The sequence below is a fragment of the Streptomyces sp. NPDC004629 genome, from assembly GCF_042873595.1.
In the GTDB taxonomy this organism is placed as follows: Bacteria; Actinomycetota; Actinomycetes; order Streptomycetales; family Streptomycetaceae; genus Streptomyces.
Genome location: NZ_JBIALO010000009.1, coordinates 104,688 through 123,164 on the forward strand (window position 1 = coordinate 104,688; position 18,477 = coordinate 123,164).

At 71.0% G+C, this 18,477-nt stretch carries 13 protein-coding genes and 1 pseudogene; 7 read left to right on the forward strand and 7 right to left on the reverse strand.

Going from position 1 to position 18,477, the window contains the following annotated elements; all coding sequences use genetic code 11:
- Positions 1 to 130: 130 nt before the first annotated feature.
- From ACFYTE_RS15650 to ACFYTE_RS15665, 4 genes are all read left to right on the forward strand, one after another.
- Complete coding sequence (locus tag ACFYTE_RS15650; RefSeq protein WP_388709826.1) at positions 131 to 1,894, forward strand: hypothetical protein; 1,764 nt, start codon at positions 131 to 133, stop codon at positions 1,892 to 1,894.
- A gap of 31 nt (positions 1,895 to 1,925) precedes the next feature.
- Positions 1,926 to 3,896: a phosphocholine-specific phospholipase C gene (locus ACFYTE_RS15655; RefSeq protein ID WP_388709828.1), complete on the forward strand. Its 1,971-nt coding sequence runs from the start codon at positions 1,926 to 1,928 to the stop codon at positions 3,894 to 3,896.
- 185 nt (positions 3,897 to 4,081) lie between these two features.
- On the forward strand, positions 4,082 to 4,876 hold the full coding sequence (locus ACFYTE_RS15660) for an SDR family NAD(P)-dependent oxidoreductase (protein ID WP_388709829.1): 795 nt from the start codon (positions 4,082 to 4,084) through the stop codon (positions 4,874 to 4,876).
- A gap of 205 nt (positions 4,877 to 5,081) precedes the next feature.
- A complete protein-coding gene (locus tag ACFYTE_RS15665) occupies positions 5,082 to 6,977 on the forward strand; it encodes an ATP-binding cassette domain-containing protein (protein WP_388709831.1) in 1,896 nt (631 codons plus the stop codon).
- 8 nt (positions 6,978 to 6,985) lie between these two features.
- On the opposite strand, the gene ACFYTE_RS15670 is transcribed toward ACFYTE_RS15665, so the two are convergent.
- The 4 genes from ACFYTE_RS15670 to ACFYTE_RS15685 all read right to left on the reverse strand — a co-directional run bounded on the left by ACFYTE_RS15670 (position 6,986) and on the right by ACFYTE_RS15685 (position 10,588).
- On the reverse strand, positions 6,986 to 7,717 hold the full coding sequence (locus ACFYTE_RS15670) for an SDR family oxidoreductase (RefSeq protein ID WP_388709833.1): 732 nt from the start codon (positions 7,715 to 7,717) through the stop codon (positions 6,986 to 6,988).
- Positions 7,718 to 7,819: 102 nt separating this feature from the next.
- Positions 7,820 to 8,575: an SDR family NAD(P)-dependent oxidoreductase gene (locus ACFYTE_RS15675; protein WP_388709835.1), complete on the reverse strand. Its 756-nt coding sequence runs from the start codon at positions 8,573 to 8,575 to the stop codon at positions 7,820 to 7,822.
- A gap of 247 nt (positions 8,576 to 8,822) precedes the next feature.
- Positions 8,823 to 9,503, reverse strand: a complete 681-nt coding sequence (locus ACFYTE_RS15680) for an ABC transporter ATP-binding protein (protein ID WP_388709837.1) — start codon at positions 9,501 to 9,503, stop codon at positions 8,823 to 8,825.
- Positions 9,500 to 10,588 carry an ABC transporter permease gene (locus tag ACFYTE_RS15685; RefSeq protein ID WP_388710161.1) on the reverse strand — a complete coding sequence of 363 codons (1,089 nt, stop codon included), beginning with the start codon at positions 10,586 to 10,588 and terminating at the stop codon, positions 9,500 to 9,502. The genes ACFYTE_RS15680 and ACFYTE_RS15685 overlap by 4 nt, the downstream gene beginning before the upstream one ends.
- 172 nt (positions 10,589 to 10,760) lie before the next feature.
- Between ACFYTE_RS15685 and ACFYTE_RS15690 the strand changes: the two genes are divergently transcribed.
- Positions 10,761 to 11,981: a sensor histidine kinase gene (locus ACFYTE_RS15690; protein WP_388709838.1), complete on the forward strand. Its 1,221-nt coding sequence runs from the start codon at positions 10,761 to 10,763 to the stop codon at positions 11,979 to 11,981.
- Positions 11,978 to 12,622 (forward strand): response regulator, encoded by a 645-nt coding sequence (locus ACFYTE_RS15695; protein WP_388709840.1) that lies wholly within the window; start codon positions 11,978 to 11,980, stop codon positions 12,620 to 12,622. The genes ACFYTE_RS15690 and ACFYTE_RS15695 overlap by 4 nt, the downstream gene beginning before the upstream one ends.
- Before the next feature lie 82 nt (positions 12,623 to 12,704).
- On the opposite strand, the pseudogene ACFYTE_RS15700 reads toward ACFYTE_RS15695, so the two are convergent.
- Positions 12,705 to 12,945, reverse strand: a pseudogene (locus tag ACFYTE_RS15700) (ATP-binding protein); the annotation flags it as partial.
- A 9-nt stretch (positions 12,946 to 12,954) separates the two neighbouring features.
- Complete coding sequence (locus tag ACFYTE_RS15705) at positions 12,955 to 13,548, reverse strand: NADPH-dependent FMN reductase (protein ID WP_388709842.1); 594 nt, start codon at positions 13,546 to 13,548, stop codon at positions 12,955 to 12,957.
- Positions 13,549 to 13,660: 112 nt separating this feature from the next.
- On the opposite strand from ACFYTE_RS15705, the gene ACFYTE_RS15710 reads away from it, so the two are divergent.
- The gene (locus tag ACFYTE_RS15710) at positions 13,661 to 14,494 is read left to right on the forward strand and encodes a helix-turn-helix transcriptional regulator (RefSeq protein WP_388709844.1); all 834 of its coding nucleotides are present in this window, start codon (positions 13,661 to 13,663) and stop codon (positions 14,492 to 14,494) included.
- A gap of 179 nt (positions 14,495 to 14,673) precedes the next feature.
- On the opposite strand, the gene ACFYTE_RS15715 is transcribed toward ACFYTE_RS15710, so the two are convergent.
- Positions 14,674 to 18,369 carry a family 78 glycoside hydrolase catalytic domain gene (locus tag ACFYTE_RS15715; RefSeq protein ID WP_388709846.1) on the reverse strand — a complete coding sequence of 1,232 codons (3,696 nt, stop codon included), beginning with the start codon at positions 18,367 to 18,369 and terminating at the stop codon, positions 14,674 to 14,676.
- Positions 18,370 to 18,477 lie beyond the last annotated feature (108 nt).

The window sequence follows — 18,477 nt, forward strand, 5'->3', positions numbered from 1 at the left end:
TTTCGGCAACCCGTCGTTCACGGTCCCGTCGCCGCGGGACTGCTTGCTGGGAGCGAAGTTATACAGACAACTTTCTTTGCTCACCCGGGTGCCGCCGCGCCGGTGTCCGGGGCGGAGAGGACCCACCACCATGCCGTCCCCCTCAGAGGTCGCCGCGTCCGGGAGCAGCATCACGATCGGCTCCCCGACGTCCCCGCAGCGCGGCGACAAGCTGACCTTCACCTGGTCGACGGACGCGCCCGACGCGAAGAACTGGATCGGCGTCTACGACGGCGACCGGCTGCCCGGCAGCGGCAACGGCTCCCTCGTCTGGGCATATGTCGCCGGCTCTTCGGGGCAGACGACCCTCGACACCTCCGGCCTGAACGGCGGCCCGTACACCGCTTATCTGCTGGCCAAGGACGGCTACGGCATCCTCGCGAGGACCGAGCCCTTCAGCTTCGCCGGCGCACCCACCGGCGACTCGATCAAGCTGACGACACCCACCCCGTACGAGGGCGACAAGGTCTCCTTCCACTGGACGACCGTCGCACCCCATGCGAAGAACTGGATCGGCGTCTACGACGGCGACCGGCAGCCCGGCCACGGCGCCTCCCTCGCCTGGGAGTACACCCCGGGGGCCGTCGGCGACATCACGATCAACACCTCGGGACTCAGCGGCGGCCCGTACACCGCCTACCTGCTGGCCAAGGACGGCTACGGAATCCTGGCCCGCACCGCCGCGTTCAGCTTCGCGGTCCGCCCCGTGATCCCCCGTCCGCACGCGGTGGTGGACGCCGTCACCACGGCCCCGCAGACCACGGGCACGTCCTTCTCGATGCAGCTGGGCGGCCTGTGGGTCAGGCCGGAGGGCAATGCCGCGGGCAGCGCCACCTTCGAACGGGTCGCGGGCGACCCGTGGTTGTCGCTGTCGGCGGACGGCACGGTCAGCGGCAGGGTCCCGGCCTTCGCGCCGCGGACACCCGGCCGGGTGGTGGCCGCCGTCAGCGACAGCGCCGTGGGCGGCGACACCGTCACCGTCCAGGTGCCCGTGCGCGCCTCGCGGGACCGGCTCCGGCTGAAGGTCGCCACGCTGAACCTGTGGGACGCGGGCACCCACGTCGACGGCTTCCTGGAGAAGCAGGTGCGGCTGGTGCTCACCCAGGGCCTGGACGTCGTCGCGCTCCAGGAATGCGGTGACGGCGCGGCCGCGAAGCTCGCCGGGGCGCTCGGCCGGCATGTGCACCAGGCCGGGGGTCTCGGCATCGTGAGCCACTACCCGCTCTCCGACGTCGTCGCGCCGACCGCGGCACTCCCGGCCGCCGCGGCGACGCTGCACCTGCCCGGCGACCGCACGGTGCGGCTGTGGACGGCCCAGCTGGACGAGGCCGACTACGGCCCGTACGCGCTGCTGGCGGGACGGACGGCCGCTCAGGTCGAGGCGGCGGAGCGGGGCACGGCGCGCTACCGGCAGGCACAGGCGCTGGTGGCCGCGATGCGGACGGATCTCGCCTCCCGCAACCCCGTCGTGCTGGCCGCAGGTCTCGCCTCGCCCTCGCACCACGACTGGACGAGCCGGACGGCGTCCGCGCACACGGGAGTGGGGCGGGTCCGCTGGCCGGTCACCGAGACCCTGGAGCAGGCCGGCCTCGTCGACGCCTACCGCGTCGCCCACCCCAACCCGGTGAAGGCGCCCGGTATCACCTGGTCCCCCGTCCGGCCGCGACGCGACGACGGCAGCGCGGAACCCCAGGACCGGATCGACCAGATCCAGTACGCGGGCCGGTTGAAGGTCCTGGAAGCACACAGCCTGGTCACCGGCTGGCCCCGGCCGGTGCCGGACAACTCCGCCAACGGCTGGCCCTCCGACCACGCGGCCGCCGTCGTCACCTTCTCCCTGTCCGCCCGCGGCTGACCACCGAAACGACCTGAAGGACCTTCCTCCCATGACTGAGATCAGCCGCCGCACCTTCATCGGCACCACCGCGGCCGGCGCCGCCGTCGCGGCCGGACTCCCCGGCACCGCGGAGGCAGCCGGACGCGACACCCGGCAGGGCAGCATCGCCGACGTCAAGCACGTGGTGATCCTGATGCAGGAGAACCGCAGCTTCGACCACTACTTCGGCACACTGAACGGCGTTCGGGGCTTCGGCGACCGGCAGGCGAGCGTGCTCGCAAGCGGCGACACCGTGTTCCGCCAGCCGGACCGCGGACGCAAGGACGGCCACCTCCTGCCCTTCCGCATGGACACCACGAAGTACAACGCGCAGAACGCGGGCGGGCTCCCGCACGACTGGGACACCGGGCACACGGCTGTCAACGGCGGCGCCATGGACAAGTGGGTCTCCGCCAAGGGCGAGCGCACCATGGGCTACTTCACCCGTGAGGACATCCCCTACCAGTACGCGCTCGCCGACGCCTTCACCCTCTGCGACGGCTACTTCTGCTCGCTGAACGGTCCCACCGACCCCAACCGTCTCTACCTGTGGACCGGCACGGCGGGACCCGGCGTCGACGGCACCACCGGCCCGTGGACCGACAACACCCCGGTCACGAACAACCCGGTGGCCGACTGGACCACATACGCCGAGCGCCTGGAAGAGGCCGGCATCAGCTGGCGCGTCTACCACAACCCCGACGGCTCGGACGACCGTTACGGCGACTACGACGACAACGCACTGTCGTACTTCAAGCAGTTCCACGAGTTCCCCAAGGACGACCCGCGCTACATCAACGCCATGACGAAGTTCGACCTCACGGCGTTCGACCGGCACTGCAAGGACGGCACCCTGCCCACGGTCTCCTGGCTGGTGGCGCCGTATCTGTTCTGCGAACACCCCGCGGCCAGCCCCGACTACGGCGCCCACTGGGTCGACACCGCGCTCCAGTCGCTGTTCGCCAACCCCGAGGTGTGGAAGCACACCGTCTTCCTGCTCATGTACGACGAGAACGACGGGTACTTCGACCACGTCGTCCCCCCGTTCCCGGAGCCGGGCACCAAGGACGAGTTCGCGAACGGCAAGCCCATCGGCCTGGGCAGCCGGGTGCCGCTGTGGGTCGTGTCGCCGTGGTCACGCGGCGGCTGGGTCAACTCCCAGGTCTTCGACCACACATCGGTGCTGCGGTTCCTGGAACGAGTCACCGGTGTGAAGGAGCCCAATATCTCCGACTGGCGGCGTACCGTCTGCGGCGACCTGACCAGTTGCTTCGACTTCACCAAAGCCGACTACAGCATCCCCGCCCTGCCGGACACGGTCGCGCTCATGGCGAAGGCGGACGCCGGCAACTCCCTGCCGGGCGTCAAGGTCCCCACGGAGCAGTCCATGCCGGGGCAGGAGCAGGGCGAGCGCCCGCACCGGCCACTGCCGTACCGGCCGTGGGCCGATGTGAAGGTCGACCGCGGCACCGGCAAGGTCACCTGCACCCTCACCAACGACGGCAGCGTCGGCTACCACTTCACCGTGCTGCCGAACATCGCGCTGCCCTTCACCGGCACGCCGTTCACGGTCCCGCCGCGTTCGTCACGCACCTACGTCTGGGACGCGGCGGCCACCGACGGCCGCTACGACTTCTCCGTGTACGGCGCCGACGGGTTCGTCCGCCGTTTCTCCGGCACCGTCGTCCGTGCGGACCAGGACGATGTGGCGGTACCGGCGGTCACGGCGGCCCTGCGGCACTTGGGGCGGCCGGAGAACGCGACGGTGGACTTCGACCTCCGTAACGACGGCGGCACCGAGGTGGCCTTCACGCTCACGCCGAACGACTTCGCCGGCAAGGAGCAGACCGTGTGGGTCCGTGCGGGCGGCCGGGTCCGGCTGACGTGGCGTACCGACGACGGACGGTACGACGTCACCGTCACCGCGGGGAGCGGCACCCGGTTCGCGCAGCGATACGCGGGAACCGTGCACGCGGGCTGAGGAGTGCGCCTGCCGGTGTGGCGAGGCCGTGACGGCGGCCGGTGCCCCGCGTGTCTGCCGCCTCCGGTCGAACGGGTCCACGAGGATGGCGGGCGGTGGCGGGCGGCGGCGGTCCGTCACGGCGTTGCGTTCCCCCAGCCGCCTCCGAGGGGGGACGTGGCGTCCGCGGTGCGAAAGGGGATGGCATGCGTATCGACCTGTCCGGGCGGACCGCTCTGGTCACCGGCTCCACACAGGGCATCGGAGCCGCGATCGCGGCGGAGCTGGCCCGGGCCGGCGCCCGAGTGGGGGTCAACGGCCGGGATCGGAGCAGGGTCCAGGAGGCCGTCGAGCGCCTTCGGCACGACGTGCCCGGCGGGGAGTTCACCCCCGTCGCCGCCGACGTGGCCGCTGAGGAGGGCACCGACCGCGTCGGGGCGGTCCTGCCGGAGGTGGACATCCTCGTGAACAACCTCGGGATCTTCGGCGCCAAGGACCCTCTGGAGATCACCGACGCGGAATGGCGCCGCTACTTCGAGGTGAACGTGTTGGCCGCGGTCCGCCTCACCCGCAGGTACCTGCCCGGGATGAGCGCACGGGGCTGGGGACGCATCCAGTACATCGCCAGCGACTCGGCGGTGGTGATCCCCGCCGAGATGATCCACTACGGCATGTCCAAGACCGCTCTGCTCGCCGTCGGCCGCGGCTTCGCCAAGCAGGCCGCCGGCAGCGGCGTCACGGTGAACTGTGTGATCGCCGGCCCCACGCACACCGAGGGCGTGGAGGACTTCATCTACCAACTCGTCGACGGCGACCTGCCCTGGGACGAGGCGCAGCGCACCTTCATGAAGCAGCACCGGCCCCAGTCCCTGCTGCAACGCCTCATCGAACCCAGGGAGATCGCCAACATGGTGGTCTATCTGAGTTCCGATCTGGCATCGGCCACCACGGGCGGCGCCCTGCGCGTCGACGGCGGATACATCGACGCGATCCTGCCCTGACCTCATGGGCCACTCCTGTTTCCGGCAGCGGCGATTCGGCCAAGCACCGCCCTCCCCCGACGGCCCCAGCACGGCGTCCACGCGTTCGAGCCCTTGCGTTCCAAGGCTCTCAGCACGTCCGAAAGCGAGCGCGTTCGATTCCGACGACGGGTCGTTATGCCGTGCACCGCCGAGCCGTCCAGGCGCGGCACGGACCCTCGAAGGGATGCGGGTGACTGTGACTGACGCCTCGACTGCCAACGCGGAGACGCCGCCCCCTCCGCCCCCGGCCACCCTCACCTTCGAGGGGAAATTCGGCAAGAACCCGCTGGCGGACGCCAGCTTCGGGGCGATGTGCCGACGCCTTCCCTCGGTGCTCGGGCACACGGCCCGGATGGCATGGGCCGTCGACAGGTCCGGCGTCGTGCTGCTCCTCGGCTGCCAGTTGCTGACCGGTGTCGCGGCCGCCGTCGTCCTTGCCTTCACCACACAGGCGATGACACACATCCTGGGTGCCGGCCCGGTGTCCGAACGGCTGCACGCCGCACTGCCCGCCCTGGTCGTCGTGACGACGGCCGCGGCCATCGGCCGCGTCAGCAGCGCCCTGTCCTCGTACGCCGACGGGCGAATCACCCCTTTGCTGATGACCGAAGCGGACATCGCGCTCGTCGACGCCGTGTGTCGCGTGGAGTCCTCCGCCTATGGGGAGGCCGGGTTCGCCGACCGGCAGGAGGCCGCCGAAGTCGGTGTCACCCGGACCCGGATGATGGTGCAGGACGCCCAACGGTTCATGTCCGCCCTGATCCGCATGATCGCCGCCAGTGGAGTCATCACCGCGCTGCACCCGCTGATGCTGCCCCTGCTCCTGCTGGCCGTGCTCCCGGCCGGCACCGGGGCCGTACTGTCCGCACGCGTCGACTACGAGACCCACTACCTCAACCTGGGCGACCGCAACGTGCGTTCCATGATGCGCTGGTGGGCCACCTACTCCCGCTACGGCGACGAGGTCCGCGCCAACGGCATGACCGGCTACCTCGTCTACTGGTACCGCGCCCTGTCCGACCGGATCGACCGGCGCACCTTGACCGCGGCTCCACGGATGCTCCGCATCGTCCTGGCGACCAGCGCCCTGGGCGGGATCTTCCTGCTGTGCGCCTGGGCCACCCTCGCCTGGCTGGCGACCACCGGCCGGGTCGCCCTGCCGGTCGCGGCCACCGCCGTCGTCGCCGTCCAGACCACCCTGGCCGCGCTCTCCCAATGCGTCATCCATGGCGCCGCGATGTTCCACACCTCGCTCTATCTGGCCGACATGCGGTCCTTCCTCGACATGGCCGGTGAACGCGCCCGCAAACGCGGCGCATCGACCATCCCGGAACACGTGGACGAGATCCGCCTCGACGAAGTCGTGTACCAGTACCCCGGCAAGGAGGAACCGGCCGTCGCGGGGGTCTCGCTCTCGCTGCGCCGCGGCGAGATCCTGGCCGTCGTCGGCGAGAACGGCTCGGGCAAGTCGACCCTGGCCAAACTCATCACCGGGATTCTGCTGCCCGACAAGGGCCGCGTCCTGTGGGACGACAACGATCTGGCCCAGGTCGATACCGACGCCTTGTGGAAACGCACCGCGCTGGTCCCGCAGGGGTTCGCCTGCTGGCCCCTGCGCGCCCGCGAGAACATCACCCTGGGCCAGCCGAAGACGTACGACGACGGGCCGGTGTGGGACGTCGTCGATGCCGTCGGCATGCGCGAGGCGATCGAGAAGCTGCCCCGGCAGCTCGACACCCTCCTCGCCAAGGAGCTGTGGGGCGGCGCCGAACTGTCCGGCGGGCAGTGGCAGCGCCTCGTGTGCGGCCGCGCGCTCTACCGGCAGACCCCGCTCCTGATCCTCGACGAGCCGACCTCGCAGATGGACGCCCGCGGTGAGCACGCCATCTTCCTGGAGATCAAGCGGATCGCCGCCGAGCGCATGACGATCGTCGTCACCCACCAACTGGAGAACACCCGGCTCGCCGACCGCATCCTGGTCATGGAAAAGGGCCGAGTCACCGAACAGGGCACGTACGAGGACCTCGCGAACGCCGGCGGCCTGTTCGCGGAACTCCTCTCCCTGGCGCGCGACCGGTGAGGCAGTGGTCAGGAGAGCCAGTCGGTGTAGTGGGTGGGGGCGATACGGGCGTCCTTGGGAGCGGTGAGGACGTCGCCGTGGGCGGCCGCGAACATGCCGGCGGTGTCATCCGTGATGACAGAGCGGCTGTCCCTCTTCGCGGTCAGGGTGAGGCGGCCGAGTTCGTCGAGGGGGTACACATCGGGACCGGCGATGTCGACGACTCCGTTCAGGGGGCTGCCGGCGGCGACCTCGGCGACACAACCGGCGACGTCCGCTGCGGCGATCGGCTGAAGGGGCGTGCGCGGCAGCCGGACGGTGTCGCCGTCGGCTGTCATGGACAGGGTGGCGTCCATGAACTCCATGAACTGCGTGGCACGGACGATGGAATACGGGATCGGCCCGGCCTTGAGGATGTCTTCCTGAAGCACCTTCGCCCGGTAGTAGGCCAGCTCGGGCACTTGGTCCACGCCGACGATCGAAAGGATCACGAAGTGCCCGACCCCGGCCTTCTCGCTCACGGCGAGAAGGTTGTCCATCGAGGTCTGGAAGAAGGCGAGCGACGCGTCGTCGAAGGTCGGGGAATTCGTCAGGTTGACGACGACAGCGGCGTCCGCCACGGCCGCCTCCAGCCCTTGGCCGGTGATGAGGTCCACCCCCGTGGACGGGGAGTGCGGGACGGCTTGGTGCCCGGCCGCGTTCAGGTTCTCCACGACACGGGACCCGATCAGACCGGTCCCGCCGATCACTGCGAACTTCATGACACTCGCCTTCTTTCCACACGTATGGCGTGTACGGACATTATGGGGAGCTGTGTGCCTGGACGTCGGTGGCGTCGGCGTTGCGCGGGGGCCGGCGGGGCGTCAGTACATGGCCATCCCGCCGTTGACCGCGGCCGTGGTGCCGGTCATGAAGGCGCTGTCCTCTCCGGCGTAGAAGGCGACGGCGTGTGCGACGTCGTCCGGGTGTGCCAGCCGGCCGAGCGGGGTGGCGGCCGTGTGCCGCCGCCTGTGCTCCTCGTCCGGCACGTGTGTCATCCGGGTGTCCTCGACCGGGCCGGGCTCGACGACGTTGACGGTGATGCCCTGCGGGCCCAGTTCCTGGGCGAGGTACCGGGCGAACTGCGCCAGTGCGGCCTTGGCCGTGCCCAGGGCGATCATGCCGGCCCGGGGCCGGCGGCTGAGGCCGTTACCGAGATAGATGATGCGTCCCCAGCGCTGTTCGGTCATGGCGGGCAGGACGGCTTTGGTGACCGTGAACGCCGCGCGCATCTCGTCGTCGAGTTTGCGGCCCAGTTCTTCCCAGGTCATGTCCCTGAACGACTTGATCGCATACGGGGTGGGCGTGTTGTTCACGAGCACACCGATACCGGCCCAGGCCGCCTGGACCCGCTCGACCATGTTCTCGACCGCCGCCGGATCGCGCACGTCGGCCCGTACGGCCATGGCGTGACCACCTGCGGCCTCGATGCCGGCGACGACCTCCTCGGCCGCCGTGCCGTTGTGGAGGTAGTCGACCGCCACCCGCATCCCCCGGGCGGCCAGCAGGCGCGCGGTGGCCGCACCGATTCCGCTGCTGGCCCCGGTCACCAGCGCCACCCTGCCGGTAGCCTCAGTCACGGACCCACCTCCGGACGATCGGCACGAGCGGCCGGCAAGGAAACGGCCGGCCTGCCGCCTCCAGGATCAAACAGGTCGAGCTGTGCGTGCAACGTGTGCGGATCGGCGGGGGGAGCCGTGCCGGCGGGCGCTGCTCCCCGAGGAGGGCACGCCTCGCCGCGTCGGAGTGTGCGCTCGGATGCCGTCGGCGCCGCGGGGGCCGCTCCCGGCCGCGCCCCTCTCGGTCCGAGCGCCCTGAGCGGAGAGTTCAACAGGCCGGTGCCAGGTCGAGTCGTCCGTCGTGGACCTCGGCGATCCGGTCGACGGCGGTGAGGTGGGCGCGGTCGTGGGTGACCAGGACGGTGGCGGTGGCCCGTTGGCGGGTGAGGCGGATGATCAGATCGACGACGGCGGCCCCGCGCGCGTGATCGAGCGCGCTGGTGGGCTCGTCGACCAGCAGGACGGTGGGGTCGTTCATCAGCGCGCGGGCGATGTTCACGCGCTGACGCTGGCCGCCGGAGAGCTGGTGGGGGCGGCGGTGCGCGTGGCTCGCGAGGCCGACCGCGTCGAGGAGTTCCATGGCCCGGCCGCGGGCCCCGGCCGGTGGGCGGCCGTCGATGTGGGCCATGACCTGGAGTTGTTCGGCCGCGGTGAGGGAGGGCAGCAGATTGGGCTGCTGGAAGACCATGCCGATCCGGTGGCGGCGCAGGTCGGTGAGTTCACCGCGGGTCATGCCGGTGGTGGGGGTGCCGTCGATGGTGACGGTGCCGGCGTCGGGGGTGATGAGGGTGGCGGCGACGGCCAGCAGGCTGGATTTGCCGGAGCCGGAAGGACCGACCACGGCGGTCAGGCTGCCGTCGGGGACGTCGAGGGTGAGGTGGTCGAGGGCGGTCAGACGGGAGTCGCCGTCCGGGTAGGTGAGGGTGATGCCGGCCAGGTTCAGGCTCATCGGGCGCTCCCCAGTGCGGTCAGCGGGTCGACGGAGGTGATGCGGCCGACGGCCAGGGCGGCCCCGAGCACGCCGAGCAGGATCATCACCGCGGCCGGGACGAGGACCGTGGCGGGGGTGAGGACGAAGGGCACGGCGGACCCGGCCACGGCGGCGCCGACGCCGACGGCGATGCCGGTGCCGATCAGGGTTCCGCCGGTGAGAAGGACGAGGGCCTGGCCGAGGGCGTCCTTCAGCAGATGAGCGGTGGAGGCGCCGAGGGCCTTCAGTACGGCGACATCGCCGCCGCGCTGGATCGTCCACACGGTGAAGAAGGCGCCGATGACCAGTGCGGAGATGACGAACAGGAAGCCGCGCATCAGTTGCAGCGAGCCGTTCTCGGCGGTGTAGGAACCGATCGCGGACAGCGAGTCGTCCCTGGCGACCGTTTTCGTGCCCGCGGCACGGTCGGCCGCCGCCACGTCGACGCCGGAGGTCGTGTTCAGGGCGATCACGCTCGCGGTCGGACTGCCGCTCCTGCCCAGGGGCGGCGCGATCTTCCGCCAGACGTCGAGGTCGGTCCAGATCACCGGAGTGTGGCTGAAGGAGGCGTCGCCCCGCACGGCGGCCACCGTCAGCCGCTGTCCGGCGAGGGTGAGGCTGTCGCCGGAGCCCAGACCGAGGTCGTCGGCGGCCGTGGTCGACAGCACCACCGCGTCCTCCTTGATCTTGCCGCTGTCCGGTGCGAGGCGGGAGCCGGGCCGGACGCCGAAGACACAGACACCGGCGCTCGTGCGACCCGCGGTGGCCTTGGTGGTGGTGATGCCCAGCGGCTCGGCCCGGGTGACGCCGGGCGTCCTGGCCCACCGCTGCCACTGCTGTTCGGTGACCGTGGAGTTGGCGTACGACAACGCCTGCCCGTCCCCGGGAGCGTCGAAGGCGATCTCGCCGACGGGCAAGCCGGTGATGGCGGAGACGTTCTGCCGGCCCAGCCCGGCGGTCAGCCCGGACAGCAGACCGACCAGCAGGGTGATCAGCACGATGACGGTTGCCATCAGGGCGAAGCGCCCCTTGGCGAACCTGAGATCTCTCCAGGCGACGAACACGGCCTCGGCCTGCCCTTTCCGGTGATGGATGCGGTACGCCTCCACCGTCTCCCGTGGCACCGCGGGTGGGCCTCTGGCAGGAGGCCGCACTTCGCGGATCGATGGGCATCCGGCGGATTGTGACTTTCGATGGAGGCCGCACGGAGGCTGTTTTCCTTAGGCTGGGAGGGCTGTGAACCCTGTTGCCCCTGCCCCGACCCCGACCAGCCGTGCCCTGGCCTGGTGCCTGCACCTGCTGGTCATCAGCCTGCTCGTGCTGGCCGGCGCCCGCGCCCTGGCCGACAGCCGGCCGCACGCCGGCTGGATCCTCGCGATGACGGCGGCCTGTGCCGTGGTGTACATGCTCGGGCCGATCCTGCCCTCGGTGCGCCGCTCCCGGCGGGCCGCCGCCGGGTGGCTGGCCGTCGTGGGCGCCGGCTGGCTGGCGCTGCTGGCCCTGTCCCCCGACGGGGTGTGGGTGGCCTTCCCGCTGTACTTCCTCCAGCTCCATCTGCTGCCCCGCCGTGCCGGACTCACCGCCGTGGCCGCAACCGCTCTGGCCGCGATCACCGCCTTCGCCGCCCATCAGGGCTCCTTCAGCGTCGCCATGGTGATCGGTCCCGCCCTGGGCGCCGCCGTAGCGGTCGTCGTGGTGTGGGGATACCGGGCCCTGTACCGGGAGAGCGAACACCGCAGGCGACTGATCGAAGAGCTGACCGCCACCCGCGCCGATCTGGCTCAAGCGCAGCACACGGCCGGGGTGCTGGCCGAACGTGAGCGACTGGCCCGGGAGATCCACGACACCCTCGCCCAGGGCCTGTCGAGCATCCAACTGCTCCTGCGGGCCGCCGAACGCTCCCTGCCCGACCGGCCCGACGCCGCCGCCCGCCATGTGCAGGCGGCCCGCCTGGCTGCCGTGGACAATCTCGCCGAGGCCCGCCGCTTCGTCGCCGCCCTCACCCCGCCCGCCCTGGACGGCAGCACCCTGGCCGACGCCCTGGAACGCCTGTGCGCCGGCGTCGGCGCCCGCCACCGGCTCACCGCACGCTTCCACCTCGCCGGCCCGCCGGCCCCGCTGCCGACCGCGCACGAGGTCGCCCTGCTGCGCATCGCCCAGTCCGCCCTGGCCAACACCGTCCGCCACGCCTTCGCCGGCACCGCCGAGGTCACCCTCACCTACCGCGGCGACCACATCACCCTGTCCGTCGTCGACGACGGTACGGGTTTTGATCCGGCGCAGGTGCTCGCGCCCGACCCGCGAAGCGGCGGCTTCGGTCTGGCGGCCATGCGCGCCCGCATGCACGCGCTCGGCGGCACCCTGACCCTCGAATCCGCCCCCGGTCAGGGCACGGCCCTGGCCGCCCGACTGCCTTTCGCCCCAACCGCCGAACCCGAGCCCGAGGCCCGCCCGTGACCGACACTCCCATCCGCCTCCTCCTGGCCGACGACCACCCCGTGGTGCGGGCCGGGCTGCGCGCCGTCCTGGAGACCGAACCCGGGATCGTCGTCGTGGCGGAAGCCGCCACGGCCGAGGATGCCGTGGCCCGCGCCACCGCGGGCGACATCGACGTCGTGCTCATGGACCTGCAGTTCGGCAAAGGCATGGGGGGCGCCGAGGCCACCGCTCGGATCACCGCTCGACCGGGCGCTCCCCGTGTTCTGGTCGTCACCACGTACGACTCCGACGCGGACACCCTGCCCGCCATCGAAGCGGGTGCCACCGGATATCTCCTCAAGGACGCGCCTCCCGAGGATCTGGCCGCCGCGGTGCGTACCGCCGCCGTCGGCCGGACCACCCTGGCCCCCGCGGTCGCCGAGAGGCTGATGAACCGGCTTCGTACACCCGGCGCCGCCCTGACCCGGCGCGAGACCGAAGTCCTCGCTCTGGTCGCCGACGGCCTGTCCAACCAGGCCGTCGGCCGCCGCCTTCACCTCACCGAGGGCACCGTCAAGTCCCATCTCACCCGCATCTACACGAAACTCGGCGTCGACTCCCGCACCGCCGCCGTCGCCGCCGCCACCGACCTCGGCCTCATCCGCCGCGGACACGTCTGACGCGCCGCCCCGGAACCACGGCCGGCGGGTCCAGGGTGTCACGGTGGCGGGGGTGTTCGGGGCGGGGCGAAGGGGGTTCTCCTTCATCCCATTGATCGAGGAGCGCGTCGGCCAGGTCGGCGGTGGGGGCCGTGGCCCCGCCGTCGGTGGCCTGCTCGGTCCAGATGATCTTGCCGTGAGCCGTGTGGCGGGTCCCCCAGCGCTGGGCGAACTGGGCGATCAGGACCAGGCCACGGCCGCCCTCGTCGGTGGTAGCCGCCCGGGCAGGTGTGGCGAGGTGCTGGAACCGCGGAGACCTCGCAGATGAGGTTGCGGTCGCGCAGGCGGACGGCTCAGGCCGGATAGGGGGCGGACGCGCGTGCCGTGTGGAGTGCGCCCGCCCACCAGGTCAGCTGGTCGAGCAGGGTCTTGGCATATCCGGCGGCCGCGGGATCGAGCGGACGGCCGTCCTGCCAGGCGGTGTAGTAGTTCGGGAAGACCAGACCGTCGCGGACGGTCACGGCGTGCAACTCGGTCAGTACGTTCTCCAGATGCAGCACCGCGTGCCGGCCGCCCGCCGCTCCGCCGTAGCTGACGAACGCGACGGGCTTGGCCGTCCACTGGGTGAAGTGCCAGTCGATGGCCGCCTTCAGGGACGCGGGATAGCTGTGGTTGTACTCGGGTGTGACCACGATGAACGCGTCGGCGCCCGCCAGGGCCGATGTCAGACCCGCCAGGCCGGCAGGGCGCGGGTAGTCGGCGCCGGCGGCCTTCGGCGACACCGCGGGCAGTGCCAACGGGACGTCGAACTCGGCGAGATCGACGACGTCCACATCGAAACCACCGTGCAGACGGGCCTGTTCGGCGACCCACGCCGCCACCACCGGGCCGAACCGGCCTTCGCGGACGCTGCCGACGATGATCACCAGCTTGTGTGTGTTGTTCATGCCCACCACGGTCGGGCCGTCGCCCGGCCGCAACCAGACCGTGCTCAGGCTGGCCCTCACAGGGCCGGCCTCGGCCCGCCACGACCCGTCGACGGCGCCGTATCCTCGCCTCATGGGCACGCCACTGGGGGATTTCATCCGGGCCAAGCGCGACAGCATCCAGCCGGAGTCGCTGGGGCTGCCGGATCACGGCCGCCGCCGGTCGCCGGGGCTGCGCCGCGTGGACCTCGCCGCACGGGCCGGTATCAGCGTCGAGTACCTGACCCGCATCGAGCAGGGCCGTGACCGCAATCCCTCGGTGGCGGTGGTGAACGCGCTCGCCGACGCGCTCGGCCTCGGCCCGTCGGAGCGCGACCATCTGCGCCACCTCGCGAAGATCACCGGGGGTGTGTGTTCCGCCCACAGCCGGCCCGCCCCGCCGAGCCGGGACGTGCGACCGTCCGTCCGGCAGATGCTCCACCTCCTGGAACCGGGCATCGCCATGGTGACCAACCGGCTGGGCGACGTGCTCGCCCACACCAGCGGATTCGCGTCGCTGACCGGCGAAGCCGGGCTGCTCGACGCCGACGGCCCGAACCTCACCCGTTACGTCTTCACCGACCCCCGTGCCAGGACGTTCTTCGCCGACTGGGACGCGGTCGCCGACGAGCAGGCCTTCGACCTGTGGCGGGGACCGTCCGTGGAAAGCGCCGAGTGGCTCACCGCACAGCTCGCCCCGGTGGCCGGCCCCGACTTCACGCGCCGTCTGCACGGCCATGTGATCCCGCCGCGTGGAGTTCTCCGGCTCAACCACCCGGCGGGACAGGAGTTCCAGCTGCTCCGCGAGACGCTGGACCTTCCCACGGACGCACAGCAGTTGGTCGTCTTCCTCCCCGCGGACGACCGGACGGCCGAGGAGTTGGACCGGCTCCGCCGGCCCCACGGCCGGCTCCGGGCCATCTCGTAGTACTCCCCCGCCGTCCTGAAGCCATGGGTCAGCCGAGGTGCCGAGCGGCTGCCCGGTGGTGCTCAAGGAGGGCACGGGCACGTACGACTACCTGGTGACCAGGGTCGACGGCAAGGAAGGGGCCTCGGCGCACACCGGTCCGAGGCCCAGCCGGCCGGCTGGGCCTCGGGCCGGTCGGATCAGCGGGCGTTGAAGCGGTGGGAACCCGCCAGGGCCCGGTAGACCTTGTAGGCGGCTCCCCCGCAGGTGTCGTCGCGGACGAAGGTGGCCTCCCTGGGTGCCGTGACCGGCTTGCCCTGGGTGGGTACCCAGATCTCACCCTCGGTGTTGTACGGGATCGTGACCGCGAGTTCGATCCTGCCGTCCGAACGGCGGTGCCACCGGGAGGTGACCTTGCCGCGTACGGTGTCGATGGAGGCGCTGACCCGATCGAGGGTGGCGGGTGACAGGTCGGTGTCCTGGGTGTCCTTCGGAACGCGGCTGTTGACCGGGACCGAGGGGATGTGCGGGCGAATACGCAGCGTTTCGTAGGCGGTCGAGGTGGGCTTGATTCCGGCCAGGCTCTGGTAGAACCAGGTGGCCACGTTGGAACGGTAGTGGTGGTTGACCGAGAGCCGGTCGGTCCACTGTTCCCACAGTGAGGTGGCGCCCTTGGCGATCTGGTAGGCGTAGCCGGGCACGCCGGTCTGGGTGACGGCCTTGAGGGCGATGTCCGTGTAGCCGTACTCGCTGAGGATGTTGAACTCGTAGCGCGAGCCGTACATGTCGTTCTGGATGTGGTGGTCCGCGCCCGCGATGCGGTCGGCGAGCAGTTTCGCGAGGGCCTTCTTGTTCTCCGCGAGTGTCTTCGTGCCCGCCAGACGGCGCGGGTCGTCGTGGTCCAGGTCCGAACCGGGAACCAGGTCGAAGGCGATGGCCAGGGTGTTCTCGCTGGATATGCTGCCTTCGGTGAAGTGGCCCTGCCGCGCGTCCCAGTAGTTCGCGATGAACGCCCTGCGCAGGGTGCGCGCCATGCGGGCGTAGTGGGCGGCGCGTTCGGTGCGGCCGAGGCGGCGGCCGACCTGGTCCATGTAGTCGCAGAAGTGGATGTAGAAGGCGAGGCTGATGACGGCGTTGCTGCCGGGGCTCTCCGCGCCGGAGTAGGCGCCGAGGGAGGCTTCGAACGTGTAGTCGTTCTCGGCGGTGAACAGCCTCTCGTAGGAGGTGAGAAGGGCGTCCTGGTGGTCGTACAGCTCGGCGAACAGACTGTTGTTGCCGTAGTGGGTGTACAGCTCCTCCGGGATGACGAAGTATGCGGAATCCCAGGCCGGCACCGCCTTCCACGCGGCGTCCCAGCCGGGGGTGCGGTCGTAGCCGTAGCCGCCCTTGGCGACGGGGACGATCATGGGCAGCTGGCCGGTGGAGATCTGGGTGTCGGGGAAGTGACGCAGGTAGGTGGTCAGGACCGCGTTGACGTCCCAGGTGAGCGACTGGGACTCGGAGCTGGCCATGGCGTCGCCGGTCCAGCCGTTCTTCTCCCGCGACGGGGTGTCGGTGGGCTTCTGCACCAGGTTGTTCTGCTCGGCCCACTCCAGGTTGCGCTGGATGCGGTTGATCAGGGCGTTGTCGGTGGTGAACATGCCCGTGCGGGCGAAGCCGGAGCGGGCGACGGCGACGGTCAGCAGGCCTGCGTCGCGTTTCAGGTCGGGTTTCCGGCCGAGGACCGCTTCGAGATTGCGGACCTCCAGGTAGCGGAAGCCGAAGTGGCTGAACTGCTGTTCCCAGCTCTGCTCCGGCCGCCTGCCGAGGATGTAGTAGTGCGTCTGGAGGTCGGCGTCGTGCTGGAAGTTCTCCTCCTCGACGGACAGCGGGGAGCCGGCCGTGCCGTCGCCGCCGGTGATCCGGTTGCCGCCGCGGATGCGGAGGGCGATGCCTTCCTTGTCGGGGCGTACGCCGGTGAGCCGCAGGCGGACGAAACCCGTGAGGATCTGCCCGTAGTCCAGGACCCAGGTCCCGGAGCCGGGTGCGGACTCGGTGAGCGAGACGGGGTGCAGTGTCTGGTTGACCAGCACCGGCTCCGCCTCGTGCGCCCGCAGGACGGCCGGTGTGAAGCCCTCGGGGACCTTGGTGGCCGGCAGGGCGCCGTGGTGCTTCGGCGAGGGGCCACAGCAGCTTCCCGGTGGGATCAGCACGGTGCACGGACGCCAGTCACGTCCCGTGCGGTAGCCGGCCGAGCGCCACCGCCCCAGTCCTTCGGCTCGTCCGCCGTCGTACTTCTCCCCGGAATAGACGGAGTCGAAGGTGGTGGGCCCGTCGGCGGTGCGCCAGTCCTCGTCCGTGACGAGCGTGGTGGCCGAGCCGTCGGTGTACGTCACCACGAGTTTGGCACGCAGCCGGGGCGCTCCGGCGTAGGGGGCGAGCTGCCAGTACCACTCCTGCGGTGTCGTCACCCCGTACCAGCCGCGCCCGAGTTCGGCGGCGACGACATTCTCGCGGCCCGCCCGGAGCAGCGCGGTGACGTCGAAGGTGTCGTAGAGGACCGTGCGGTCGTAGGTGCTCTGGTCGGTGAGCAGCCGGGGCACATTGGTCCCGTCCCGGGCTGCCCGCCGGCCGTCGACGGTGAGCGGGTCGCCGTTGACGGTGCAGGTCACGTTGCCCGCGGCGCTCAGGGTCAGCCGTGCTCGGGCGATGTGCCGGCCGCGGGGCAGCGTGAAGGCGCGGCGGAGCAACGGTGCCGGGTTGGCGATGGGCAGAACGGCGTTCTTGCTGGGGATGTACGGGTTCTTCGGCGGGAAGGTCAGTCCGTCGAGGGTGCCGATGCCGGCCTCGAACGGGTTGGCTCCCGTGGTGAGATCGGCGAAGAAGTCGGGGGCACCGGTGCCGGTGACCTTGACGCTGCGGACGGTGGCCGAGGTGCCGCCGGCGAAGCCGAAGCTCCCGTGACGGCGGATCTGATCGCCGGTCAGGGTGCGGCGGTCGACCTCGACGCCGTTGACCGTGGTGGTCACGGCGAGCCCGCGCACCGTCACCACCACGGTGTGATCGCGCACGGCCCAGGTGTCCTTGGTCAGCCCGGCCGACGCGGGCAGGGTGACCGTGCCGACCGGGACACCGCGGGTGCCCGCGGTGGTGGGATTGGTCTCGCTCTGCGGGTCGTAGTGGTTGACGCCCCAGTCCGGTTCGGAGGTGCCGTCGTCCACCCAGGTGTTGCCGGCGTAGTGGCTGGTCGTCATGACCAGCTGCATGTCGTCGCCGCTGAGCCGGATGGTCCAGTTCAGGCCCTCGCCCCAGGTCTTGCCGATGGGTTCGGCGCGCAGCAGCAGGGCCAGCCCGCCGGCCGGGTCGGCACCGCCGCGGAAGACGACCGTCGCGGTCAGATCCTGCCAGTCGTGGTCCTGCGGCTGCCGTCCCCCGATCCAGCGCGCCCCGGCCCAGTCCTTCTCGCCGTTGAGCAGGCCGGTCTCCCATGTGGTGGGCGCGCTCCAGGCCCCGGGTGTGCCGTGCTCGTCCCAGGTGCGTACGCGCCAGAAGTACGGCTGCTCGGAGCGCAGCGCGCCGCCTCGGTAGGCCACCTCGATACTGTCGGGTCCCGTCACCTTTCCGCTGCGCCAGACGTCCGCCTTGCCGGGCCCGGTGCCGACCTCGATCTCGTACGCGCTCTGCCGGGCCACCGGAGGCACCCAGCTGAACGTCGGCGTGGTGTGCGTACCGAGGGGCTGGGAGCGGGAGTTGACCTGAAGGTCCGCGGGTGGGAAAGCGCGTCCGCCGGGTGCCGTGCCGTTCGCCGCCACGGCGTTCGGTGCGGCGGCGAGCGGGAGGGAGGCCCCCGCCGCTGCCGCCGTCACGATGCCGAGCAGGTGTCGGCGGCTCAGCGGGGTTCTGTTGTCCTCGGCCACGGCTGAGAGTCCTTTCGTACGCGCACGACGATGTGCGCCGGAAGGGGGTGTCCCTCCCCCCAAGGGATTGAATCGTTTCAACCCCCTACGAATGGTCAGCTTACGAAC

Excerpts from the sequence above, each read along its gene's own strand:
- ACFYTE_RS15705 (WP_388709842.1), bottom strand. The coding sequence starts at position 13,548 with ATGAACAACACACACAAGCTGGTGATCATCGTCGGCAGCGTCCGCGAA.
- ACFYTE_RS15680 (WP_388709837.1), bottom strand. The coding sequence starts at position 9,503 with ATGAGCCTGAACCTGGCCGGCATCACCCTCACCTACCCGGACGGCGAC.
- ACFYTE_RS15665 (WP_388709831.1), top strand. The coding sequence starts at position 5,082 with ATGCGGGTGACTGTGACTGACGCCTCGACTGCCAACGCGGAGACGCCG.
- ACFYTE_RS15670 (WP_388709833.1), bottom strand. The coding sequence starts at position 7,717 with ATGAAGTTCGCAGTGATCGGCGGGACCGGTCTGATCGGGTCCCGTGTC.
- ACFYTE_RS15650 (WP_388709826.1), top strand. The coding sequence starts at position 131 with ATGCCGTCCCCCTCAGAGGTCGCCGCGTCCGGGAGCAGCATCACGATC.
- ACFYTE_RS15660 (WP_388709829.1), top strand. The coding sequence starts at position 4,082 with ATGCGTATCGACCTGTCCGGGCGGACCGCTCTGGTCACCGGCTCCACA.
- ACFYTE_RS15655 (WP_388709828.1), top strand. The coding sequence starts at position 1,926 with ATGACTGAGATCAGCCGCCGCACCTTCATCGGCACCACCGCGGCCGGC.
- ACFYTE_RS15710 (WP_388709844.1), top strand. The coding sequence starts at position 13,661 with ATGGGCACGCCACTGGGGGATTTCATCCGGGCCAAGCGCGACAGCATC.